A 24,107-nucleotide genomic window follows, 5' to 3' on the forward strand; every position below is an offset into this window, starting at 1 on the left:
GAAAGGACACCCCATGAGAACCGTCACCCGCAGACCACTCCGCATCGCCCTGGGTATCGCCACCGGACTCCTACTCGGTGCTGGCACCCTGCTCGCCGCCGCACCGGCCAGCGCAGCCGTCCCGTCAGCGCAGAGCGCTCCGGCCGGCGAAGGCTGGATTCGCCTCGCGCATCTCTCCCCCGACACCAAGGGCATCGACGTGCGTATCAGTGCGCTCAAGGGCGGCACCACGCTCTACGAACTCGACAACGTGAAGTACGGCGCGGTGTCGCCGTACACGCCGATGCCAGACGGCACCTACACCGTCTCCATGGTGCCGACCGGCTCCCCCGCGTCGACCAAACCGATGCTGAGCAGCGCGGTCACCATCGCCGACGGACACGCCTCCACGGTCGCCGCCTATGGGCCGAACAAGAAGATCGCCGTCTCGGTGTACGACGATGACCTCACCGCTCCCAGCAACGGCGGTGCGCGCATCCGCCTGATCCAGGCGTCGACGCTCGCGCAGACGGTCAGCGTGAGAACTTCGACCGGCGTGGCTGTCGCATCGAAGGCGAAGCGCGGCACCGCGACCGGCTATGCCGAGGTCGGTGCAGGCCCATGGACCCTCGACCTCTCGGCGAAATCCGCCGGGAGCGCGAAGAAGACCCTGACCGATTCGGCTCAGGTCGCGCTCGCACAGGGCAGCGTGACCACCCTGTTCGTGCTCGACACCGCGGACGGCGGCCTCACCATCGAGCCGGTGCTCGACAGCGCGAGCGTCGGCCAGGATCCCGTCGGCGGCGTGCAGACCGGCGGGGGCTACCTCGCGACCCACCCGCAGACCACTCTCGGGGGCACACCGGGATGACCCGCATGCGCGCCATCGTCGTCATCGTGATCGCCGCGGTGGCTATCACCGCGGTGATCGCGGTCGTCGCGGTCGTGCGCCCCTCACAGTCCGCGCCCGCGGTCGCTCCGGCAACCAGCCCGTCAATAAGTCCGTCGGGCAGCCCCCGTGCTGCGTCGACTCCGACGGCCGCCGGGAAGCAGTTTCTCGCGCAGTGGACTGACGGGGGCCGGGTGATCCGTCGCGACCAGGGCAACGACACCGTCAGTGAGGGGCAGGCCTACGGTCTGCTGATCTCACTGGCCGTCGGTGACGAGAAGAAGTTCGACCAGATCTGGTCGTGGACGAAGAAGAATCTGCAGCGAGCGGATGACCTCCTCTCCTGGCAATGGTCGAAGGGGAAGGTCGTCGATACCGAGCCTGCCTCTGATGCCGACCTCGACACCGCCCGTGCGCTGGTTCTGGCCGGCACCCGATTTCATGACGCCGCCCTGACGAAGGCCGGCACGACCATCGCCGACGCGATCGCCGATGACCTCACGGTGGAGACCGCGAGTGGGCGCATCCTGCTGCCGGGGCTCTGGGCGGCGAAGTCCGAGCCGTATGCCTACAACCCGAGCTACGCCTCGCCGGTTGCGTTCGCTGTGCTCGGCGCGGCGACGAAAGACCCGCGCTGGAAGGAGCTGGCGGCCGGCACCACCGCGGTCACCACGACGCTGCTCGACGCGTCGCCGCTTCCCCCGGACTGGGCCCAGGTGCACGCCGACGGCACCGTCGACGCGATGCCCGGGCCGGCAGGACGTGGCGACAGCGTCGTGTACGGCTACGACGCCGGGCGGCTCGCACTGCGTTACGCCGAGACCTGCACCAGCCCGGCCACGGTCGCTCTGGCCGCCAAGCTGCTGCCGACGCTCGAGCGTTCGCGCACCCTGCACTCGGTGCTCGACCTGGGCGGTACCGCGCAGACGACCGACCAGGATCCGCTCTCCTACGCGTCTCGGGCCGCATCAGCCGCGGCCGCCGGGGACAGCGCCTCGGCCGACCTCGCCACCTCGGCGCGCTTGGCTCGCAGCACTCCGACCTACTACGGAACGGCGTGGTCGGTGCTCGGTGCATTCATGCTGCGCAGCACGGTGCTCGGCGGATGCGCCCCGGCGAAGGCCGACTCGTGATCCGCGCGCGCTGGGTGGTCATCGGCCTGTCGGTGGCGGCTCTCGTCGTCGGAGGCGTGGCGATCTCCGCTGCCGCCTCGCCGCACGACGCTCCCCGTCCATCCGCCAGCGCGGCCCCGGGCGCTGCCGGCGGCCTGCAAGACCCGACCGCATCCGTCGCCCCGACCGTGGCCGCCGGCATCGTGCCCACGCGGGTGCGCATCCCCGCGATCGGGGTCGACTCCGGCCTCGAAGATCTCTCACTCGACGCCAGCGGCGCCCTGCTCGCTCCGGCGGACTGGGACTCGGCGGGCTGGTACTCGGCTGGCGTCGTGCCGGGAAACGTCGGCCCGGCCGTCATCGCTGGGCACATCGACTCCCCCACCGCGCCCGCGGTCTTCGCCCGACTGTCGTCGCTTAAATCGGGCGACACGGTCACCGTCACCCTCTCCGACGGAACGATAGAGACCTTCACCGTCACCCAGAAGATCGAGTCGCCCAAGGCCACCTTCCCGACCAGCTCGGTCTACGGCAACGTGCCGACCCCCCAGCTCCGGCTGATCACCTGCGGCGGGGTCTTCAACCCGTCGAGCGGGCACTACGTCGACAACCTCATCGTCTACGCCAGCCTCACCTCCTGACTGACTTGTCCTGACCGCCTCCTCCCGACCGCCTCCTCCCGAAAGGAACCGCCATGCTCGAGACCCTCGTCGTGCTCCCGACCTACAACGAGTGCGAAAACATTACGCCGATCATCCGCCGCATCTTGGCCAGCTCGCCGCACACCGACGTCCTGGTCGTCGACGACAACTCCCCCGACGGCACCGGGCGGATCGCGGATGACCTCGCCGCGCGGCATCCGGAGGTGCATGTACTCCACCGCACCGAGAAGAACGGCCTGGGCGGGGCGTACCTCGCAGGGTTCGCCTGGGGACTGGAGGCGGGCTACTGGGCGCTGGTCGAGATGGACGCGGACGGCTCCCATCACCCCGAGGATCTTCCGCGGATGATCGAGCTGCTCGCCGATCACGACCTCGTGCTCGGCTCGCGCTGGGTGCCCGGTGGGCGCACCGAGAATTGGCCGCTGAGTCGCCAGCTGTTGAGCCGCGGCGGGAGCATGTACACGCGCGCTGCGCTTGGCATCGACGTGCGAGACGCCACCGGAGGTTTCCGGGTCTTCAGCGCTCGAGCGCTGCGCGAGATCGACCTCGGCGGCGTCGCGAGCCAGGGCTATTGCTTTCAGGTCGATCTGCTCTGGCGGGCACTCGAGCACGGGCTGCGGGTGGTCGAGACTCCGATCACCTTCACCGAGCGCGTATTCGGCGAATCCAAGATGAGCGGCGACATCGTGCGGGAGTCGCTTCTTCGCGTCACCGCATGGGGCCTTCGCCGCAGGGCCCGGGCCGTGCGGCGCGCTCTCACTGGAGGTTCCCGCTTGACCTCAGTTCGTGCGCAGTACCACCGAGTGCTGCCCTGACACTGTCACTCGAGAAACTCGAGTCCGCACCCGGCGCACGTCAGCGTTCCATCCACAGCCTCGATCACGCCGTCGCACTGCGGACACTCCTCGACGTTGCCGGGCATCGGCGCCTGCTTTCGGTTTCTTCGGCACCTTCGGAGCCGCTGGCCGTCACCGTACACGCGCGCGTGAAACCCTGCCGCTACCGCTACCGCTACCGCTACCGCTACCGGGGGTGGCTTGTGAATTCGTGAAATATCCGACGCTAAGGGTTGGTGGGGTGTCGGAGTGCCCGGTAGCGGCCGGGTTTATGGGTGGTGCGCGGCCAGGTGTAGTTGCCGGTGAGGTTGATGTGTTCCCAGCTGAGCGGTGAGAGGTAGCGCAGCAGCTCTGGTGCTGGCGGGGCTTGGGTGGTGTCCAGGGTGGTTATGGCGCGGTCGAGGTAGACGGTGTTCCAGAGCACGATCGCAGCGGTGAGCAGGTTGAGGCCTGAGGCGCGGTAGCGCTGTTGTTCGAATGAGCGGTCGCGGATCTCGCCGAGCCTGTTGAAGAAAACGGCCCGGGCGAGAGTGTTTCTGGCCTCGCCTTTGTTCAGGCCTGCGGTGACGGTACGGCGTAGTTCGGGATTCTCCAGCCAGTCGAGGAGGAAGAGGGTCCGTTCGATTCGGCCGAGTTCTCGGAGAGCGGTGGCGAGCCCATTTTGGCGGGGGTAGGCACCGAGCTTCCGCATCATCAGGGACGCGGTGACGGTCCCGGTTTTGATCGACGTGGCGAGGCGGAGGATCTCGTCCCAATGCTGAGCGATCGTGGCGGTGTTGATCGGGCCGCCGATTAGCGGTGCCAGGGTGGTGAGGTCGTGGGTGCGGGTGGGTGTGTAGAGGCGGGTCTCTCCGACGTTTCGGATACGGGGTGCGAACCGGTAGCCGAGGAGTTGCATGAGCGCGAAGAGGTGATCGGTGAAACCCGCGGTGTCGGTGTAGTGCTCCCGGATTTCCAGTTCACTTTCGTGATACAACAGCCCGTCAAGGACCCAGGTCGCGTCGCGGTCGCCGACATTGACGAGGCGGCTGTGAAAGGGGGAGTACTGGTCGCTGATGTGGGTGTAAACGAGACGGCCGGGGTCGTTGCCGTATTTCGGGTTCACGTGCCCGGTTGATTCTGCTCGGCCGCCGGCGCGGAAGCGTTGCCCGTCGGACGATGAGGTTGTGCCGTCGCCGAAGTGCGCGGCGAACGGGTGCCGGTGTTGAGTGTTGACGATCTCGGCGAGGGCGGCGCTGTATGTTTCTTCGCGGATGTGGGCGGCTTGGTGTCGGTCGAGCTGTGCGTAGCTGACGCCGGGGCAGGCTTCGGACATTTTTGTCAGGCCGAGGTTGATGCCGTCGGCGAGGATCGCGGTCAGCAGCAGTTGCTGGTCTTTGGACGGTTGCCCGGTTTTGAGGTTGGTGAAGTGCCGGCTGAATCCGGTCCAGGCGTCTACTTCCATCAGCAGATCCGTGATCCGGATTCGTGGGAACATGCCGCTGGTCGCGTCGATTAGCGGTTGCGCTTGAATCGGCACGATCGTGTCTAACGGCGTGATTTTCAGACCTGCGGCCGTGACGCCGGGAAGTTTGCCGTCAGTGGCGAGGTGTTCGACGCGGGCGAGGCGTTGTGTGAGGAGTTCGAGCCTGGCGGTCAGGTAGGCGGGGTTTCCGTCGGTGGTCACGATCGGTAGTTGCTGCGCGCTTTTCAGGGTGGTGTAGTCCTGGGGGTCGAGGAGGTATTCGTCGAAGTCACGAAATTGTCGTGACCCGCCTACCCAAATGTCTCCGGAGCGCAGCGCGTTGCGGAGCTCGGTGAGGACACAGAATTCGTAGAACCCGCGATCGATACCGGTGTCGGTGAAGACCAGGGGTTTCCAACGGGCCCGGACGAAGGATCTCGGTGCGGTGTCTGGAATCTTCCGGATACCGGCCGTATTGAGTTGCCGGAGGATCTCGACGGCTGCGAGCAGGTCGACTGCTGCTGGGGCGGCGTGCAGATCAAGGACTGCCAGGAATGCGGGCGAGTATCGGCGCACGGTGGTGAACTGGGCGCTGACCAGAGCGAGCGAATCCGCGGCCTCGGGCCTGGCGAGTTCCTTCGCGGCTGCGGTATTTTCGGCCAGAGTCTTCCACCCGATCACTTTCTCGATGACGGAGAACGCTTCCTCGCCGGTCTCCCGGGCTTTCAGCAGCGCTTCGCCGAGCTGCGAATAGGTCCGCATCAGTGCGGTGACGCTCGTGCGTGAGGCAAGTGTGGACGCATCGTGCCGGTTTTTCGCTGCCCGTAGCAGGCGGCCGATGATCCTGTCGTGCAGGTCGATGATCTCGTCGGTGACGGTCGCCACCCCCTCGACCGCCATCGCGAACAACGTCGCGTAACGACGGCGGGGTTCGAACTTCGCCAGATCAGCGCTCGTCATCGACCCGCCCTCGCGGGCAAGCTTCAGCAGCCGGTTCCGGTGCACAAGCCGCGCAGCTGGCCAGGGCAGATCTAGTGCACGCCACGCGGTGAGACGCTCGACGTGTTCCAGCATCGAACGCGCGTTAGGGCGGGCTGGAGCCTGTTTCAGCCAACCGATCTGAGTGAGAGCGCTGTCCGAACGTCGGATCAGCAACGCATCGAGCCGTGCTCGCTGTCCGTCATCCAAAGGCCCGCTCAAGGTGGAGTGGACGTGACGGGTCGCCCGAGTGAGGCCTTCCGCGCACGCCTTCTCGATCACCTCGATGGCCGGCAACGCGACCGCGTTACGTCGAAGAGATGTGATCGCTGTCTCGACGAGGACCCGGCCTCGGTCGGTCTGCCGCGCAACGGATTCAATCTCTTCCACGACGTTTCGGAAATCACCCATCCCGAACGCTGTCAGCCCGAGGTATGCGCGGGCTTCGCGGGCATGTTCTTGCCGGGTCTCCTCCCGCGCGCCGTACTCACTCCACAGGTTTGGGCTCACCGCGATATTCGACGCCAACTGCGCGAGAACCGCCACAGGTGGGCCAGCGTCGGCGCCGAGCGCGATCCCGGGCCCCCGCAGCAGACACAGGTGAACAGCGAACCCCAACCGGTTCGCGTCCCCACGGCGTTGCCGGATGAGCGACATGTCCGCCTCATCGATCCTGCACAGCGCCGCGATCTCGTCGGGATCCTCCGGCAGGCCTAGAATCTCGGCGCGCTCGAGTGGAGTTAGCAGTGCGCGGCGCGCCATCGTTAGACCTTGTCTTACTGAGCGCTGAGGTAGCGGTAGATGGTGGGCCGGCTTACTTTGAATTCCGCGGCGATCTGCGCCACCGTGTGTGCGCGCTTACCGTCCGGACCCGTCTCCTCGTACATCTGTCGGGCCAATTTCACCTGCCGTGCCCCCAACTTCGGTTTCTGCCCACCCGTGCGCCCTCGGGCTCGCGCTGCGGCCAACCCGTCGCGGGTGCGTTCGGCCATCAACGCATGCTCGAACTCCGCGATCGAACCCAGAATCTGAAAGAACATCGTCCCGAGCGGTGTCGACGTGTCGATGCCCTGATCCAGAACGACCAGGTCAACACCGGCACCCTGCAGCCGCTTAGACAGGTCGATCAGATTCTCCAGAGACCGGCCGAGCCGATCGAGTTTCGTCACCACTAACTGGTCACCAGCTCGGTTCGCCGACAGAAGCGCCTTTTCCAGACCCGGGCGGGACGCGAGTTTGCCTGACGCGGAGTCCACGAAAACCACCTCGCAGCCTGCCGCGTCGAGCGCATCTCGCTGCCCGTCAACGTGTTGATCTCGTGTCGATACCCGCCCGTAGCCCACCCGCATGCCCAGACTGTATCAGAAACAGGGGAAAGCACTACATAGCCGCGTACACGGCAAGCATTACATCACGCCTCGCGCCAACGCGCGGATCGCTGTCGATGTCCGTGACTGAGTGCACAGATGTCCGCTAATGCCTGCGCGTGGCAGAGTGTCACCCGTTGGCGGTCCCTTAACTTCCATACGAACGATGAACCTGGTCTCCAACGACGCGGAGTCTTTCGTTTTCAATCTCGGGCTGGCTAATTAATGGATGAGCTATCAGCCGGCCCCACGATTCGCCGCGGTTCGTATTCAGGGGGAATCATGCAAAGGGGCCGCCACGCCTTATCTGATCTTGAGCTGATCGACAGTGAGACGATTCTTCAGTAATCGGTACCCGATGAGTGCTAGCACTGCCGAAAGGACGAACGTGATTACTAAAATACCAGCGAAGTCGATTGCTCGGGTGGTGAGACATATGCCCAATACGGTGAGAGTGGCAGCCAAGGCGGAAACAGCAACGACGATCATCTGCCGCACCGGATCAGCGAGCGCTCGACGACGGGCCAATTGAAACGCTACGAGTCCGGCGAAAAAAGAGATCGCTCCTGTGAAGGCGCCGACTCCAGCTCCAATCGCAGCTAGCCAAAGCGCGAATCCACTCGGATAGGCGAAGGTGGCACCCACTATCAAACCGACCAACGCACCTGCGGCTATCGCGCAAAAAGATGTGAGGAAGATGGTCGAACCCGGCCGAGCTGTCTTATCCAAATTTTCCGCCACGTGTCGATCCTCGCACTTGGAGTCGTTTTAGCAATTCATCCAGCGCTGATGTTGGAGGCAAAGTTTCGCCAGTTTGTGAGCGCGCCCTGCTCGTATGCACCGTTGTGCAGCCACCATGAGTCGTTGACGATGTAGGCACTAACCACTAAGCGCTTGTTTCCCCCGACGAGTTTGAACTCGAAAACTACGTTGGAACCATAGCCATCGACATGGTTTTTTGTTGCGTCGAACTGAAATCCGAAATAGTTCGTCGAAGTGATCTCTCGCTTGAATCTGCATTCGAAATTGCCAGGACCTACGTGCAACGGAAGCAGTTGGTTAGCAACTGGAAATCCCCTTGGAGCGCCATCAACCGGAAAATAGCAGTTGAAGCATCTCTTCAGCAATGACTTTGCCTGTGCTGCTGTCTTCGTCACCGCATAGGTATAGGCGTAGCTCCACGCGGGGTCTGCGAGCACTGGGAATTCGAGATCGGGAGCGGATAGGTCTACGTTCTGCGTTAACACACCATCGTTCCACGAGTAGGACGTCGGAAGTTTTCGGCCAGCCGAGTCGATTGCCCACGGTTCGGATATCGTCCCAAGCACGTGGTCGCCGCTTTCAAGATAGGAAACACCTGCGCCTTCGACAAGCTTCGTGTCCGCAGGGACGTCGAAATGGTAATCGTAGTGCGTCGGCGCTGTCGCACTATTAATGGCGGTGAGAACGCGGACACCGGACGCTGTGGGCTGTACATATGCGTTCACATCGGCGGACTGACTTGCCACCACTGTGATTCCGGAATCGACCGAGACGGTTTCAGTCGCGTACTCGATGGAGAATCGGACTCCTCCGCCTGAACCGTCCAATGCTCCCGAAGTACTTTCGTCAGTCGCCTTTGCCGTGCCAACTGAGACAATAGCGGCGTCATCCCCCAGGGGCTTTTCGATGTCGACGGGCGCCTCGGTTGAAGTCTCGGCGAGGAGTTCTGGCGCAATCACCGCGAGCGTTGCAGTTGGGTCCGAGATATCGGAAGAATCAAGTGCTTGAGCTGGTACCACTCCACCGAGAACCAAGGCGCCGGCTACAACGATCGTGACTGTGGCCGACGTGGCCGACCGTCGATTCCATCCAAATTTGGACATTGCGCAGCTTTCGTTTTGGCCAGTTCAGGCTGATTGGGCACGATGACAACACGCGCAGTGGGACGAGTGGCTTTGATTTGAGTCTTGCTAAACAATCACCTCAAGAATTTGCAGCTTGACAGCGATGAGCCAGCGGTTCAACTCCCCCAAACGGGGCGCTGATGTCAGCGATGGGTATTTCGATTTTTTTCGATCAGCTTCTCGCCGTCTGGTCGAAGCGTTCCGGTCGGGGAAACGTGCCGGTAAAGCGTTTGCCGGGTAATACCGAGCTCCCTGCAAAGTTCGCCGACTTTGGTGTCTTTCTTCCCCATCGAGGCGATGGCGAGTCGGAGCTTCGCCGGCGTCATCTTGTATGGTCGTCCGCCGTTGCGTCCGCGGGCTCGGGCAGAAGCAAGCCCAGCCAGGGTGCGTTCGGAAATAAGTTCCCGCTCGAACTCGGCAAGGGCTGCGAAGATGCCGAAGACCAGTTTTCCTGAAGAGGTGGTGGTGTCGATCGAAGCGCCTTGGCCAGTGAGCACTCTCAACCCGATGCCCGCCTCGGTCAGGTCATGGACGGTGTTAACGAGATGGCGAAGGTCTCGGCCGAGGCGGTCAAGTTTCCATACGAGCAGGGTATCGCCGGTACGCAATCCTTTTAGGCAAGCCAGCAGCTCTGGCCGATCGTCCTTCTTCCCGGAGGCATGCTCTTCGTAGAGCTGGGCGGGCAGAACGCCGGCAGCAAGCAGCGAGTCCCTTTGCAGATCAGTGCTCTGTGATCCGTCAGCTTTCGACACGCGCATGTACCCCACGAGCATGGCCGTGCCTCCAGTCACTTATACGTTCGAATAAGTGACACGACGGCCAGCTGGGAGCCAGCCACGTCCGCGTGTCACCTAACCACTCACTTATTCTATGACCCGTGAAGGGGCCGAATCGTTATTGTGTGACGGACTGGGAACGGTGATGTTGAGGTCGGCGAGGATCGTGCGGGCCTTGTCGGTGCCTCCTGGTCCCCAAGCAAGAAACCGGAAAAGCTCGTCGGCTGCTGCGGGGTCTTTTCGGGCCAGGGAGATGGCTCTAACGAAGTTCTTCCGTACCTCTTGCCACAGCTCTTCAGAACTCATCTCGCTCAAGCCGCGACGCCACCGCCCGCCGGTCGTTGAAAGACGAGCGGTCGGCGGTGGGGGCGGTGGTAGGAAAAGTTGCCCGTCCGCGCCGGCGGGTTTGATTGTTCCCGATTCGATCATGTCGATCGCGGCGGCGGCAGCTTCGAGGAATTTTTCCTGCCTCGGGCGACGGAGGGCTTCGTAGGTGCACCACATCATTTGGCCGGCGCGTGGCGGCTCGCCGATGCGGTCCCAGATGGCGTGGAGTGTGGCCTTGTACCTGCCTGCGTGGGTGGGGAAGGTGGCGAGTTCGTCGAGGAGGGTCCGCACCAGCCGGAACCAGACCGCAGCAGTGACCTCGCGCCTGGGAAGAGTCACCACGCCGGTCCTCAGGGCGTCGTGCGTTCGCCGGTCCATGGCTTTCATGGCAGGTGGGGCGTCCCGTGGGTCGTGTTGACTGTCGGTCCATAGGACGCGGGACTCGTACACGCCGTCGATCGATTCGAGGTAGCAGCCATGGTCCGGGCAGGTCAGGGTGAGCGGAAGTTGGCCCAGGAGTCGCAACCGTGGTGTGGGGGCGGTGTCGGCGACGCAGGCCGGGCAGGCCCGCCGCAGCGGCGTCGATGGGAGCCACGCCTGCCAGCCGGGTGTCGCCCGGGACCGGATGGACCGTGGCGTGAGGAGGATCTGGTGCTGGTGGACGTAGCGGGAAAACACCTCCGGGTCATCCGATGGGTTCAGGGTGTCCATCACCGTCGGAACAAGTCCCGCGAGCGTCATCGCACGCAGCAGCTCGGCGGTTCGTCCAGTGCGCCCCGAGATCTCGGCGAGGAACTCTTGGGGCGGGTCACGATCCAGGTCGGAGGACTCCCGACCGAGAGTCTGGAAAGTGGGGTCGCTGAGGTTGCCGAGCAGCTCAGTCAGGGACAAACAGTTCGCTGCCGCGACGCGGGTGAGCCACGACGACAGCGCTTCCCCGTCGTCGGGTTCCGGGTGCCGCGGCCACCGGGTCAAGGCTTTCATCCGAGTTCTCGTTCGAAGAGTCGCCGTCGTTCGGTGGGGCCGGCGTAGTCCGCCATGAGCAGGGTCTTGGTGTTGATGCTCTCCTCGCCGGAGTCCACGGCGGCGATCGCGGCGTCGGTGAGAAGCCTGGTCAGTTCCCCGATAGTGCCCTCGCTGCGAGTCAGAAGGTATGTCGCCATCTCCGTCGTGGCGATGTTCGACGCGCGCCGGAGCGGGAAAGACGCCGCGAAGCTTGCCAAGAGGGCGCGGGTTTCGGTGTCCGGTTCCCATCGGGGAAGGGTGAAGGGTTCGAACCGGTTCTCGAGTTGGTCATCGGACCGGATAGCGAGATACGCATCTCGAGTCCCCACACCAACAAGGGGAATGCGCAGTTCGTTGCCCAGGAACCGGAGCAGGTTAAGAAACTCCCGACGGACGGGTCCGGTCCCGGAAAGGACGTTGTGGAGTTCGTCGATGACGAGGACCTTCACACCGACGTCTCGCAGAAGCCCCAGGGCGACTTGTTCGAGTTCCGCGAGCCGCTGCCGGGGGCGAAGCGGTGCACCCATCGTGCCCAGGAGGGAGACGTAGAAACGAATGACCGTGGGGTCGGAGGGCATCTGCACCACCAGTACAGGGATCTGCTCTCGGTCAGGGAGCGACACCGGCAGGTGGGTTCGGTAGAACTTCTCGACGATCATCGACTTGCCGTTATTCGTCGGCCCCACCAGCAGCAGGTTCGGCATTCGCTGTTTCCGCGGCCACTCGAACAACCCTTCCAGGCGGGCCAGAGCGTCGACGGCGCGGGTGTAGCCGATCCACCGGTCAGACCGGATATGGGCGAGGCGTTCCTCCGCCGGTAGTCGGGCGACACGTTGCGCGGTCTCGGTCAGGTGGGTCAGGTCGACCAGGTCATCATCCACGTCACCACTCCTCGATCTCCGCAAAGGGCGCCGCCGCCTCCGGCGAGCTCGGGTCCTCGTTCACTTCTATAGGTGGGATAAGCGCCGCAGTTGAAGTGCGGGGCGCCGAAGGCGTGGTGGTGCGCCGCTCGGTATCACGCCGCGCGCGTTTCGTCGTCCGGGCAGCGGCTGTCACGACGTCGCGCATGAGCTCGATCTGACGGAAAAGTGCTTCTTCGTCCACGTCCGCCCGCCCTTCCGCCCGGAGCGCAGCTACAGCGGCCTTCTGCTCCCAAACGGTCACCGGCGGGTGCGACAACCGCCGATACGGGACCGGCATGTACTCGGTTCCCTCCGGGTCCAGGACCCACACGCGGCTGATGTCCCGGGGATCTCGCCGGATCACGAACCGGCCCAACTTCTCCCGCCTCGCAATCCACGGCTTCAAGGCATCGGAAAAGTACTGGACGTGGTCGATGGTGAATCCCGACCGGGTCAGGGTCCGGCGGATGACAGGGAGGAAGTCGATCAGGAACGCGGCCGGGTTCACCACCACGACCGGGGCCATCTCGGCCAGCCCTGCGTTCCACCGGCCCACGGGTGTCCGGCCGATTCCCCCGTGCACGCTGCCGTGGTAGCTCGCGATCGCGAGCACCAGCCACCGCTCCAATTCCTTGAGCGTCAACGCTGCCGTCTTCTCGGAGTCGTACCTGCCCCGCTCTTGCGGGTTGGAGAACGTCGTCCCGGGGAGTTCGTGGACCGTTTTCATCATCGTGCCGATGACCCGCTCCACGATGCCGCCGTAGTGCGGCTGCCCCGGCGGCCGGTACCGCAGCCGGATGCCGTGCTGCTCACACCCACGACGGAGGGCCTCACTGTGGAACTCGGCCGCATTATCCAGGTACAGCTCCGCCGGTTTCCCGCTCATCGGCCACGACACGTCAGCTCCGAGCCGCTCCAACCAGTCCCGTTTGTCCGTAACCATGTTCGACAGACACAACCCGGCCGACAGGGCTGACGGGGCCTCCAACGTCACCACCAGCCCGACAATGCTGCGGCTGTAGACGTCGATCCCGACCGTGACGTACGGGCGGCCGATCGGGAGGCGGTGGCGTTCGTCGACGACGATGACATCCACCGGAGTGTGATCGATTTGCACCTGATCCAGTACATGCCGGACCGGTGGCACCACCCCACCCGCACTCTGACGGGCACGCACCGCATCGGCGCCGTCCCGTCGGTCGACCTGCTTCACCGGATCGATCTGGCCGATCCGCCGCACAAGGCTCCCGCGCGACGGGACCGGAAGACCCCGGAGACGGCACAACCGGGCAACCTCCCGGTACACCGCCGCCACGCTGCGCCTCTGCCTGGTCAGGTAATGCGTCCGAATTGCCTCACTGAGGATGTCCTCCACGGCTGCCGGCAGGTGCCGGCCGCCGGCGGGAGCACCACGACGACCAGGCAACAAATCCGAGGCGACGCCGTCGCCTGCACGCCATCGACGCAGGAACTCGTAAACGTATCGGCGAGACAGCCCCAGAGCAGCAGCCGCTTCGTCCACCCGGTCAGCACCAGCGTTCTCATGACACGCCAGCTCGCTGATCACCCCGGCCCGATGAACCGCGACACTCCACGACGCGGCGGATGACGTCAGGACTCCGCGTTCGACCTCGAACTGCTCCGACTCATCCATCTCCGACCTCACCGCGAAGAAACCCTGGTTCGAAGTCGAAGATAGTGCACACAATCACGAACATCTAGATGTCCATCAAATCGCGCACAAGCCCCGGGACCACGCAAGATCCCGTGCTCGAATTCCCAGACATCGACAGCGAAGCAGTCCGAAACTGTCTCGCGAACGATCGTTTCCGGCCACCTGCGCATCCGCATGTGGCAGACGGACGACGAGAGCGGCACGAACGTCCAGATTGAAGTGCTCCTCAGTCCGACCCCCCGCGCGAGTCATAGCCCAGCCGAAGGTCAGCGCTATATCGCCAGCCGCGCCTCCCGGAAGAAAGCGGTGTAGCCCACCATCCCCATGAACCAGAGTGCGATCGCCACGGTCCAGGATGCGGCTGAGTTGGTGTCGAACATTACGAAGCCCCAAAATTGTCCGCCAAGATCCGGTCGCGGAAATACGACGACCGGCAGAAGCACGAAGACGATTGGCACGATGCCGGCGATCCGTCGATCGAGGATCATCGTTGACAGAAGACCTACGCCGATGAGGCCAATCTCTGCACGGACCGGGGCGAAGATGCCCAGTGACCCCGGGGCGCCTATCCGGAGTGACTCGAGCGCGCTTAGGCCGATCATGAGTGCGCTCAACGTCAATGCGGTGATGCATCGCAGTGTCCAGATTCGGCGCGCAGATGTGGCCTCGATGCCTGCTCCGCTTGTGCCCAGGCCGTAGAGGCAGAAGGCCACGGGCAGGAACTGGAAGATGACCAGTAAAGGAATTTCCGAGACGTCGTTTCCGTGGGTGATCACGATCGCCGGAGTCGCAAATGCGCCAAGAAGTAAGTCGATGATCACGACGGCGAGGATTGTCCACCCGAAGGTACGGCTCCGTAGATAGCTCAGCACTACTGGAAGTCTGTGTTGGAGAGAGTGCAGCTCGTATACTCGCGCGCGTGTTTTGCGAACCACTCACGGCCCTCGGCGGGCGACAAGTTGAAGAGGTAGTTGATGTTGTCCCTAGTTTGGGCGATGCCGATGGTTGTCCCTTGTTGGCTACGGACGTCCTGCAGCCAGAAGTTGACCGCGATATCGTTGCTGATCCCTTGCTGGGTGGCGTCGCTTTTGGTGGAACAGATGTCGATGTCGGTTAGCGCGCTTTGAATTGAATCTTCCGCGGGGTCTGTCGAGGACGGGTTGAGGTAAAGGCGGCCGAATCTCGGCACGGCGTCACCATGGTTGTCGGGAACTTGTTCGAGGTGATCGAACGCCAGGGGGCTTTTGCTGGTGATCGCCGCCAGGCGGCTCCATCGCCTGAGCAGGTCTTGGCTGATGGTTTTGTACTGGGGAAGTATCTTCACGGTAAGGAGAGGCTTTCCACCGGTTATTGTGATTTCGCCGGCTTGGCTCATTGGCTCTTGCACGCTGTAGCGAGCTTCCTGTCCGGCCACGATGCCGAGTCCGAGCGCTAAGACGGCCACACTCAGCGCTGCTCCGCATGTGGCAAAAAGACGGTTTGCACGAGATGCGAGGGTGATGCCTGTGACAAGAAGAGCTGGCGCAGCAATCGCCACGAGAGCCTGACCGAGAAACATCGCGGTGTTCGGCAGGTTGTAGTCGATCGAGACGTAGCCGTCCAGAGGATTCAGGCCCGGCAAGAAGAATTGGTCTACGCGAACGGCGCTCAGCGCGTAGGCGACCACGCCGAGGGTTGCAGCGATCGGCACTGCCACCCAGTGACGGATCACGGCGGCAAGAACTGAGCCAAGGGCGGAAAAGCCCGCAACAACGGCTAATGCAACGAGCCAGAGGACGGGCGTCGGGGCTCCTGCGCCACCAGCCAAGACTGTGCGAATGGACTCCGCCACGAGCACAACCACGAAGATTGCGACCGCCCACAGTAGATCGGCGATCATCTGAGGTCGAAAGACATCAGACCAGTGTCTCGCGGCGGTCATGAGCAGTGGGGCACCGCGATGCCGGCGCTCCCGTAATCCGTCCCACGCTGAAGCGCCCGCGACAAAGGGGGAAAGGATACTCGCCGAGGCGAACAATGCTCCTGCTGCATCGGGCCAGTAGCCGAGTCGAGGGAAGGAACCATAAATCGCGACCAGCGATCCGAGGATCGCCAGGACCGGCGCGCCGATGACAAACAGAGAGCGGCGTAGGTGGAGCGAAATCACAGGTCGGCCCCGGACCCGTTTTTCAAGACCTCGGTGTAAGCGCGCTCCAAGGGGGTGTCTCCGACGCTTCCTTCGCGGGCCCGGAGCTCGAGGTCATCGACGGATCCATTGAAGGCCAGTCGGCCAAGGCTGAGCACGATGACGTGGTTTGAAGCTGCGCGGACATCTTCGATGAGATGAGTGCTGGTGATGACGCCACGAACTGTTCCCAGATCGCGAATGAGCTGGCGAAAGTTGATCCGCTGCTCGGGGTCTAGGCCGGCTGTTGGTTCATCGAGAAGTAGCAGCTCGGGGCTGTTGACGATCGCTTGTGCGATGCCAGCGCGGCGGCGCATTCCGCCAGATAGGCGACCCAGGCGAACGTCGCGTTGTTCTGTCAGGCCGACGGCTGCGATGGCTTCGTTGATCGCGTTAGCCGGATTTGAGACGCGTTTGAGCCAGGCGACGTACGACACGAACTCGTGAACGGTGAACGACGGTGTGAAGTCAAAATCCTGCGGGAGGTACCCGATGCGGCGTCGCACTTCCAGGAGGCTGGACGTGTCGTGGAGGTCGTGACCCAGCACCGACAGTTGGCCGGCGTAGCGACGTTGCAAGGTCACGAGCGACCTGAAGAGAGTGGACTTGCCGGACCCGTTGGGCCCGACAACGGAGGTCACTCCGTCGCCGAACCCAACGGAAAGGTTGTCGATGGCTGGGGTCTTCTTTCCCCGATAGGCCACCGAGAAATCTGTCGCCGATACGTGTTGGATCAAGTGTGGCAGGAGCTCAGGTTGCCTGAGTTGCCGGTGGTCTTGTATTCCTGGCCGTAGAACTGCGCCTGGCCGAAGAACTTCTGCGACGCGTAACCCGGCTGCGTGTCGCATCCCGTCGCGGACGTTGACCAACTCGTGGCGGTCTTCGAAGCGGTCTGCGAACGCAGAACCGTCGGGTTCGTGACACCGAAGCTCTTGTGGACCTCGTACACGAACGCGAAGGTCTTCGCCGTAAGGCACGATCCCGAACCGGACCCGGTGATGTTCACGCCCGACAGGTGCGGGACACCCGGATACACATCGCAGCCATCGGGCTGGCCGGCGAACGCAGCGCTGGCGCCTCCGACGACGCCTCCAAGCGCAAGTGTGGCGGTGATTAGCACCGTCGCTAACTTCCTTTTCAACATCTGACACCCCTTGTCTTAGTGAGAGAAATTCTCACACTCACATCATTGCGGGTATGACGAATCATCGCAGTCCGCTCTTGTGGGGACCTATGAAAAACCTGGATCAGCGCGCCTCTGCCGAAAACGGTGTTAAAAGCCCTGTCGATAGTAGAAGGTTTGGGCAAAGCTGATTTCGGGCGAACTATTGGACAGTAGTTTAAGCATCTTGTGAACAGCAATTCCGATAAACCTGTCGACCCGTCCTCAAACGATCGTTACTCGACACCACAAATCCTTAGCGTCGGATTTTCTCCGAATTCACGAGCTACCGCTACCGCAGCCGGGAGCGGACCCTAGTCCCCTGTCGCGGTCAGCCGACCAGCGGACGAAACGGATGACCGCCGCCGGATCGTCATGGCCGTGACGAGCACCACGATCACCCCCGCCAGAACCGCGCTGACCGGACCCGTGCCGAGCGCCAGTCCGCCCCGTACGTGCGACACCCCTGCCCAGTCGGCGAACGATGCACCAAGCGGCCGGGTGACGATGTAGGCGAACCAAAACGCGACGATCGCGTTCATCCGGAGCCACCGGTACGAGAGCAGAGGGACCGCCATCACGATGGCAAAGAGGATGCCAGAGGCGAGGTATCCGAGGTGCAGAGTGGTCGCGGTCATGTCACCGGCCGCGGTGCCCAGGGCGAATGTGCAGAGCACCGTCGCCCAGTAGAACACCTCCCGTCGACGACTGGTGATGCTGTGGATCGACAGGGTGCCTTCGATCCGGCGCCAGAGAAGGAACACCACGGCGAGGGCGGTGGAGAACGCCACGGTCGAGGCCAGGTACGGCACCCCGAACACGATGTGGGTCACATCCGCGACCATCGTGCCGAACACGCTGACCATGACGACGGTGAGCCAGTAAAGCCACGGGATGTAGCGCCGTGTAACGAACTGGGCAGCCAAGACTCCGGCGAACACGACCGCGGAGACGATCACCGCGACGACGGGGTTGCCATGCGTGACGAGGAAGTCCGACGTTGTCTCCCCCATGCCCGTCGTGAGCACCTTCACGATCCAGAAGACGGCGGTAATCTGCGGGACCTTGCTGGCGATTGTCACTCCACTCCCTGGATCGGACCGAAGCCGGACGGCGCTGCACCGGTGCTCAGGGGCACCCGGCGCGACGGAATGCGTTCGCGCACGGAGCTGGTGATCGAGTGAATCGACAGGGTTCCCTCCCTGCGGGACCAGGCCACGACGGTCGCGGGCAGCGCAGCCGCGAACACGACCGTCGTGATCCACCCGGGCGTTGTCGTGGTCAGCGGCATTCTGTTCTCTCCAGTCGTTGGTGCGAGAGAAACCCAACCGGGCCACGTCTAAGAAACCACTAATTCACCGGCAGAGCGGCAGGCCGTCGATCAGGCGTTCGCATCGCCCGGCAGTCGGGTGGGCCGGTCGACGGAGAGTCCTCGCTCTCGACGCGAACGCAGCCGCTGCACCGCGGCGATAGTAGCCGAGAGCAGCGCACCCACCCCGAGAGAGACAGCCACTCCCGCGAGTGGATTGGCGGCGAGGGCTGCGCCTGCCACGCTCGCGACCAGCACGTGGTAGCCGGTGTAGAGAGATGACGCGGCAAGCGAGAGGGGCAGATACCGTCGCGTCGACAAGCCCGTCGCGCCGGCGGTCATGGTCACCGCGACCCGGGCGTATGGCAAGAACTTCGCACCGATCAACGCGGCCGCCGGATGCTTCTCGATCCGTCCCGCCGCCCACGTGAGAGCCCGAGAAATACGGGGTCGGCGCATCCAACCCCACCGGTCGGTGCCGACCGCCCTCCCAATCCAAAACGCCACCCCGTCGCCGACCATGGTCGCCGCGATGGAGACGAGAAGCACCGCGAGAGGTGATGGCCCGAGGCCCGCCGCTCCGAGGCTCGTCAGTATGACGACAGTCGTCTCGCCGGGAACCAGCGGGAAGAACCCGTCGACGATGAGCAGCGTGGCCAGAACCACGAACGCCCACGGAGACGAGGCGATCGTCAGCAGGAGTTCCGAGAGGTTCATGGTCTTCAGTGTCGACTATCGCGCGTAAGAAATCACTCATCAACAGACTCGGGTGCTCATCGGAGTGGTCAGGTGCGCCTAAGCAGCGTGATGCCGTCGCGGGCGAACACGACGCGATAGTCATGTCGCTGCGCAGAAAGTAGATCGCGATGCTCCGCCTTGCGGGTTACCGCGAAGTGTCGTGTGGAATGCGGATCCACCACGATCCAGGTCGGGGTGTCCATGCCCGCCGGGAGCAGCCCGAACAGGGTGACATCGTCACGGGAGGTGAGCTGCGGAACGAGGTCATCCGACGCGGACACTGACGCCCCCGACGGGATCATCGCCAGCGCCGTGTCGATCGCCGAGGCGCGAGGGTTGGGTTGCCAGAGCGTGGGGGTCACGAGTTGAGCGAGCGCGTGCGAGGGAATCAGCATCGCGGTCACGATCAGAGATAGCGCGAGTGCGCCGCGAACGACTCCGCGCGCTGTCGGGGAATCCACTGCACGGATGCGAGTGCCCCCGTCGATCATCGCGGCGAACACTACCGGCATAACAACGGCGCTGTAGTGGTAGTTCGTGCCCCAGTAGCTGGGGTCGTTACTGGCGAACCGCCAGAGCAACGTGGGCACGGCCGCCAGCACCAGCGGTGAACGGAGGGCGAGGAACCCGGTGATCGCGATCGTGGCGAGAAGCGTCAGCAACTTGCCTCCCGCATCCGTCCCCAGCACCTGCAGGAGCGGCTCTTTCGAGACTTTCGCCCAGTAGTGGTATCCCCCCGAGCCGTTGATGGCGGGAAGGATGACGAGGATCTCGAGGATGCTCGCCGCCGCGCCGATGATGGCCACGGACACGCCGAGTTGGTGTCGTCCGCGACAGAAGATCAGGCAGCCGATCACGGCGACGACGGAGAGGCCAAGATCCTCCTTGACCAGCACGAGCGGAAGCGCCCAGATCGCCGCTCCACCGAGCCGCCCCCGCCCCAGCGCGCTCAGCGAGAAGGCGATAAGTGGAACGGCGAAGGCGATCTCGTGAAAGTCGAACCCGGCGGCTGCGGCGATTCCGAAGGAGAAACCGTACCCGAGCCCGACACAGACGGCCGGCCAGCGACCGAGTGCGGTTCTCGCCCAGGCGACTAAGGGCCACGCTGCTAGCGCGAAGAGAAACGACTGCGCGACGAGCAGCGTCACGGGGCTCGGCGCGATGGCATAGAGGGGGGCAAGCACCATCAGGATCGGATGGAAGTGGTCGCCGAGGAGGTTGACGTCAGCGCCCTTCAGGAGCGAGATAGGTGCTCGGAGCAGGGAGTAGTTGCGCACCGCCTGTTCGAAGATCCCGAGATCCCATCCGGCGGTGTGGAAGGTCAGCTGCCGTCGTACGGCCAGCGTCGAGTACATGGCGAACAGACCGAGCACGAAGACGATCGCGATGAAATCGCGACGCACCGCGATGCGGACGTTCTGGTGCCCTCGCGTGACCAGTCGGCGCAGGCGGGGGGCGTGGCGGTACATGGGGCCACAGTGATCCGGGGGGTCGCAGAAATCTCTCAGATTTCGCGGCTCAGTCGCGCTTGTGTGGTGCACAAAATTACCGCTGTTAGCGTGGACTCAATTTAGGGACACTTCACTATGGACATCCGACCGCGTCTGCTCCTCGTCGAGGACGACTCCAAGTTGGGAGCAGTCATGCGGCAGGTTCTGGAGGAGGTCTATGAGGTCACCCTCGTCGACGACGGCAGGGAGGCTCTGGATTTGGCGCTCTCGAGCGATTTCGAGGCGATGGTAGTGGACAGGCGATTGCCCAACCTGGACGGCCTGGAGCTCATCGAGGCTCTTCGAAAGAAGGGCGTGACGACGCCCATGTTGATTCTCACCGCGCTTGGCACCATCCACGACAAAGTGCAGGGGCTGGATGCGGGGGCGAACGACTACCTCGTGAAACCGTTCGAGTTCGATGAATTGTTCGCCCGACTCCGCGCGATCCGCCGGGTGTTCACCGGAGAGGGCCCCTTCGTGCGCATCGGGCTGTGGGAGTTCTACCCGGAGAGTCGCACCGTCTACTCTCCCTACGAAGGCCGCATGATCCTCACCGAACGGGAAAACGCCCTGCTGCGCCTCTTCGCCGAGAATCCGCAGCGCACGTACAGCAGGGAACAGATCCTGCGTCAGGTGTTCGACGAGAGCGACCTGCCCGGCACCGTCGACACCTACGTTCACTACGTCCGTCGCAAGACCGATCCCGACCTGATCACGACCGTGCGCGGGCAGGGCTACCGCTTGGGCGCGCTGTGAAAGCGAGTCGGTCGAACGGTCAACTCATCGACGCCGACGCGCGGGCGGTGCGTCGAGCCGCGCGAGTGGTCGGCGCTCAGATCACAGTGGCGTCAGCAATTCTCGTGATCGGAGTTCTCGTCGCGGCGCTCGTCTTCGTGCTGAGACACATTCCCGCAGCCAAACTATTTGACCGGAACGGCCCGCACGAGACCACGATCGACATCGGGGGGATCGATATTCTGATGGCGGGCATCGTGATCGGCGTGGTGGCCATTCTGCTGGCCGCAGCCATGAGCATCTTCGCCACACGGAGGGCGGTGCGGCCGCTGGGCGACGCCCTCCGCAGCCAACGTGCGTTTGTCGCCGATGCCAGCCACGAGCTGCGAACCCCCTTGGCAGTGCTCGATGCTCGCCTCCAGTTGCTCCAGCGCGGCCTCACGCCGCAGGATCGTTCGACCGAGATCGTGTCCGAGTTGCGACAAGACGCTAAGACGCTGATCGAGATCGTCAACGACCTGTTGGTGTCGGCCGAGGCCGTACCGAACGGCGATCCCGAGCCCGTCGCGGTCAACCCCGTCGCCGTACTGGCCGTGAATTCGATGCGGGTTCTCGCCGCGGATAAGCATGTAACGATCAGCCTGGTCGACACGACGCAACTGTCGACGATGGTGCCGCCAGCGAGCATCCATCGATGCCTCGTCGCTTTGCTCGACAACGCTCTGGACTTCGCGCCGCCGGGTTCCACGGTGACGGTGTCGCTGACCGAGCAGAAAGGGATGGCTCGCCTCGCTGTGCGCGACGAGGGCGCCGGAATCCAGGGCATCGAGCCGGCGAGGATTTTCGATCGATTCGCCCGCTCGGGCTCGTCTGTCGATGGCGGAGGCACCAGCCGCACGGGCTTCGGGATCGGCCTGTCGCTGGTTCGTGACACCGTTGAACGGGTGGGCGGACGGGCCACCGTCTCCGCGACCTCTGCCCAGGGGACGGAGATCGAGTTGCTCATCCCCCTGGCGCGCTGAACGCAGCAGATCCGACATTCTTCGAGCTTTCTGAGAGGCACCCGACTGTGCTGGCGTGATGGCACTCACTCGAGAACGCCTCGCCCCCACCGCGATCGGGCTCGGCGTGGCCCGACGGATGCCGCTGCTCGCCGTGCTTGTGGGACTGTGCGCGGCGGCCGTCTCCGTGAGCGGGTCGTGGATCCCGTCGTTATGGGGCGATGAGGCGGCCAGTGTGCTCTCTGCCCAGCGGTCGATTCCCAGCTTGTTCGCCATGCTCGGCCATGTTGACGCGGTTCACGCCACCTACTATCTCGGGCTCCATTTCTGGATCGAACTCTTCGGGGCATCCCCGTTCTCGGTACGGTTCCCGAGCGCAGTCGCGATCGGCGTCTGCGTCGCCGGCGTCGTCGTTCTCGGCACCAGGCTGGACTCGCTCACGGTGGGCGTCGTCGGCGGGATGATCTGTGCGGTGCTGCCCCGGGTGACCGGAATGGGCGACGAAGCCCGGTCGTATGCCTTCACCGCCGCCGCCGCGACCTGGTTGACGATCGTGTTCGTGTCGATCCTGCGGAGCGAACGTCGGCGACGCCGGCAGTGGATCGTCTACGGCACTGTTCTGGCCGTCGGGATCTACCTCTTCCTCTACCTGGCCCTCATTGCTATCGCGCACCTTGCCGTACTGCTCGTCAGCGCCCGTACGCGACCGCTGATCCGTCCGTGGGCGCGCACCATGGTCGTTGTCGTCATCGTCGTGTCCCCCCTGGTCGTGGCCGGCATCTTCGAGCACTCGCAGATCGGTTTTCTCGCCGATCGGGTCACCACCGACTTCTACTCGCTGTTCGTGACCGTCTGGTTCGGGATGACCTCGTTCGCCGTCGTGGCGTGGGTGGCGATCATCGCAGCCGTCGCCTTCTTCACCCGCGATGTAGTCGCGCGCCGGGCCCGGGGTCTGTCGAACGGCGACCACTCGCTGTCGCCAACCGTGGTGATCGGAGCGTGGCTATTCGTGCCGAGCGTGCTCCTGGTCTCGAGCCGTCTGCTCATACCGGATTTCACCGCTCGTTACCTGTCGATGTGCGCGCCAGCCGCGGCGTTGATGATGGCGATCGGTGTCATCCGGCTCGCCCATCGTCGCGTGCCGCTCATCGCGCTCGCCTGCGCGGCGATCGTTGCCGTGGCGATCCCCGGATGGGTGCAGCAGCGTGGCCCGTACGCGAAGAACAACAGCGATTGGGCGGTGATCAGCGCTGATATCCGCTCCCTCGCTCAGCCGGGAGATGCGGTGGCTTTCGACGATTCGTCGCGGCCATCTCGAAGAACACGGCTCGCGTTCGACGTGTATCCGGCGGGATTCACGGGTCTCGACGACATCACTCTGAAAACCCCGTACTCGCAGAACACGACGTGGTTCGACAGCACATACACGGTTGCCGAAGCCAACCGGCTCGGCAGGCTCTCTGGCATCACCAGAATCTGGATGGTCGAGTACGCACTGCCCGGGCATATGGATACAGCAGGAATCTCTGAACTCGAGTCACTCGGTTTCACCCAGCGGACCTCTGTGCGGACCCATCGAAGCGTCATTATGGGATTCACCCGCTGAGGGAGCTTTCTTATAGCCGTCTGTGATCGGTCGGGTGAGACTCGCGCTCGTAGAGGAATCG

Annotated in this window: 22 protein-coding genes and 1 pseudogene; 7 read left to right on the forward strand and 16 right to left on the reverse strand. The window is 63.8% G+C overall.

Annotated features, from left to right (window positions below; all coding sequences use genetic code 11):
* The first annotated feature begins 13 nt into the window (after window positions 1-13).
* The 4 genes from IV501_RS09465 to IV501_RS09480 are packed head-to-tail and all read left to right on the forward strand — an operon-like array spanning window position 14 to window position 3,457.
* On the forward strand, window positions 14-850 hold the full coding sequence (locus IV501_RS09465; protein WP_200555287.1) for a DUF4397 domain-containing protein: 837 nt from the start codon (window positions 14-16) through the stop codon (window positions 848-850).
* Window positions 847-2,001, forward strand: coding sequence for a glycosyl hydrolase family 8 (locus IV501_RS09470; RefSeq protein WP_200555286.1), 1,155 nt, complete (start codon window positions 847-849; stop codon window positions 1,999-2,001). Before IV501_RS09465 ends, IV501_RS09470 begins: the two co-directional genes overlap by 4 nt.
* Window positions 1,974-2,621 (forward strand): class F sortase, encoded by a 648-nt coding sequence (locus IV501_RS09475; RefSeq protein WP_200555285.1) that lies wholly within the window; start codon window positions 1,974-1,976, stop codon window positions 2,619-2,621. Before IV501_RS09470 ends, IV501_RS09475 begins: the two co-directional genes overlap by 28 nt.
* 53 nt (window positions 2,622-2,674) lie before the next feature.
* Window positions 2,675-3,457: a polyprenol monophosphomannose synthase gene (locus IV501_RS09480; protein ID WP_200555284.1), complete on the forward strand. Its 783-nt coding sequence runs from the start codon at window positions 2,675-2,677 to the stop codon at window positions 3,455-3,457.
* Window positions 3,458-3,704: 247 nt separating this feature from the next.
* Here IV501_RS09480 and IV501_RS09485 read toward each other — a convergent pair whose 3' ends face one another.
* The 16 genes and pseudogenes from IV501_RS09485 to IV501_RS09560 all read right to left on the reverse strand — a co-directional run bounded on the left by IV501_RS09485 (window position 3,705) and on the right by IV501_RS09560 (window position 20,680).
* Window positions 3,705-6,662, reverse strand: coding sequence for a Tn3 family transposase (locus tag IV501_RS09485; RefSeq protein ID WP_200555283.1), 2,958 nt, complete (start codon window positions 6,660-6,662; stop codon window positions 3,705-3,707).
* 14 nt (window positions 6,663-6,676) lie between these two features.
* A complete protein-coding gene (locus tag IV501_RS09490; RefSeq protein ID WP_200555282.1) occupies window positions 6,677-7,249 on the reverse strand; it encodes a recombinase family protein in 573 nt (190 codons plus the stop codon).
* Window positions 7,250-7,570: 321 nt separating this feature from the next.
* Entirely contained in the window at window positions 7,571-8,008 is a 438-nt protein-coding gene (locus tag IV501_RS09495) for a hypothetical protein (protein WP_200555281.1), read from the reverse strand.
* A 35-nt stretch (window positions 8,009-8,043) separates the two neighbouring features.
* The gene (locus tag IV501_RS09500) at window positions 8,044-9,132 is read right to left on the reverse strand and encodes a hypothetical protein (RefSeq protein ID WP_200555280.1); all 1,089 of its coding nucleotides are present in this window, start codon (window positions 9,130-9,132) and stop codon (window positions 8,044-8,046) included.
* A 164-nt stretch (window positions 9,133-9,296) separates the two neighbouring features.
* Complete coding sequence (locus IV501_RS09505) at window positions 9,297-9,926, reverse strand: recombinase family protein (RefSeq protein WP_200555279.1); 630 nt, start codon at window positions 9,924-9,926, stop codon at window positions 9,297-9,299.
* A 90-nt stretch (window positions 9,927-10,016) separates the two neighbouring features.
* Window positions 10,017-11,240, reverse strand: a complete 1,224-nt coding sequence (locus tag IV501_RS09510) for a TniQ family protein (RefSeq protein WP_200555278.1) — start codon at window positions 11,238-11,240, stop codon at window positions 10,017-10,019.
* On the reverse strand, window positions 11,237-12,142 hold the full coding sequence (locus IV501_RS09515) for a TniB family NTP-binding protein (RefSeq protein WP_200555277.1): 906 nt from the start codon (window positions 12,140-12,142) through the stop codon (window positions 11,237-11,239). The genes IV501_RS09510 and IV501_RS09515 overlap by 4 nt, the downstream gene beginning before the upstream one ends.
* Window position 12,143: 1 nt before the next feature.
* The gene (locus tag IV501_RS09520) at window positions 12,144-13,817 is read right to left on the reverse strand and encodes a TnsB C-terminal domain-containing protein (protein ID WP_200555276.1); all 1,674 of its coding nucleotides are present in this window, start codon (window positions 13,815-13,817) and stop codon (window positions 12,144-12,146) included.
* Between the two features lie 293 nt (window positions 13,818-14,110).
* Window positions 14,111-14,710 (reverse strand): hypothetical protein, encoded by a 600-nt coding sequence (locus IV501_RS09525; protein WP_200555275.1) that lies wholly within the window; start codon window positions 14,708-14,710, stop codon window positions 14,111-14,113.
* Window positions 14,710-15,984 carry a hypothetical protein gene (locus tag IV501_RS09530; RefSeq protein ID WP_200555274.1) on the reverse strand — a complete coding sequence of 425 codons (1,275 nt, stop codon included), beginning with the start codon at window positions 15,982-15,984 and terminating at the stop codon, window positions 14,710-14,712. The genes IV501_RS09525 and IV501_RS09530 overlap by 1 nt, the downstream gene beginning before the upstream one ends.
* Before the next feature lie 251 nt (window positions 15,985-16,235).
* Window positions 16,236-16,850, reverse strand: a pseudogene (locus IV501_RS16720) (ATP-binding cassette domain-containing protein); the annotation flags it as partial.
* Complete coding sequence (locus IV501_RS09540) at window positions 16,736-17,146, reverse strand: hypothetical protein (protein ID WP_185204220.1); 411 nt, start codon at window positions 17,144-17,146, stop codon at window positions 16,736-16,738. The pseudogene IV501_RS16720 and the gene IV501_RS09540, both read right to left, overlap by 115 nt.
* Before the next feature lie 332 nt (window positions 17,147-17,478).
* Window positions 17,479-18,246, reverse strand: a complete 768-nt coding sequence (locus tag IV501_RS16560) for a COG4705 family protein (RefSeq protein WP_307812184.1) — start codon at window positions 18,244-18,246, stop codon at window positions 17,479-17,481.
* Complete coding sequence (locus IV501_RS09550) at window positions 18,243-18,455, reverse strand: hypothetical protein (protein ID WP_200555272.1); 213 nt, start codon at window positions 18,453-18,455, stop codon at window positions 18,243-18,245. The genes IV501_RS16560 and IV501_RS09550 overlap by 4 nt, the downstream gene beginning before the upstream one ends.
* A gap of 90 nt (window positions 18,456-18,545) precedes the next feature.
* The gene (locus IV501_RS09555) at window positions 18,546-19,190 is read right to left on the reverse strand and encodes a DedA family protein (protein ID WP_200555271.1); all 645 of its coding nucleotides are present in this window, start codon (window positions 19,188-19,190) and stop codon (window positions 18,546-18,548) included.
* 68 nt (window positions 19,191-19,258) lie between these two features.
* Entirely contained in the window at window positions 19,259-20,680 is a 1,422-nt protein-coding gene (locus IV501_RS09560; protein WP_200555270.1) for a DUF2079 domain-containing protein, read from the reverse strand.
* 117 nt (window positions 20,681-20,797) lie between these two features.
* Here IV501_RS09560 and IV501_RS09565 point away from each other — a divergent pair, with 117 nt between their 5' ends.
* From IV501_RS09565 to IV501_RS09575, 3 genes are read left to right on the forward strand one after another with little or no spacing between them, the layout of a single operon-like run.
* Window positions 20,798-21,460, forward strand: a complete 663-nt coding sequence (locus IV501_RS09565) for a response regulator transcription factor (RefSeq protein ID WP_200555269.1) — start codon at window positions 20,798-20,800, stop codon at window positions 21,458-21,460.
* Complete coding sequence (locus IV501_RS09570; protein ID WP_307812183.1) at window positions 21,457-22,461, forward strand: sensor histidine kinase; 1,005 nt, start codon at window positions 21,457-21,459, stop codon at window positions 22,459-22,461. Before IV501_RS09565 ends, IV501_RS09570 begins: the two co-directional genes overlap by 4 nt.
* A gap of 58 nt (window positions 22,462-22,519) precedes the next feature.
* The gene (locus IV501_RS09575; RefSeq protein WP_234698317.1) at window positions 22,520-24,046 is read left to right on the forward strand and encodes a glycosyltransferase family 39 protein; all 1,527 of its coding nucleotides are present in this window, start codon (window positions 22,520-22,522) and stop codon (window positions 24,044-24,046) included.
* The last annotated feature ends 61 nt before the right edge of the window (window positions 24,047-24,107 follow it).

The sequence above is a fragment of the Lacisediminihabitans changchengi genome, from assembly GCF_016634425.1.
GTDB lineage: Bacteria > Actinomycetota > Actinomycetes > Actinomycetales > Microbacteriaceae > Lacisediminihabitans > Lacisediminihabitans changchengi.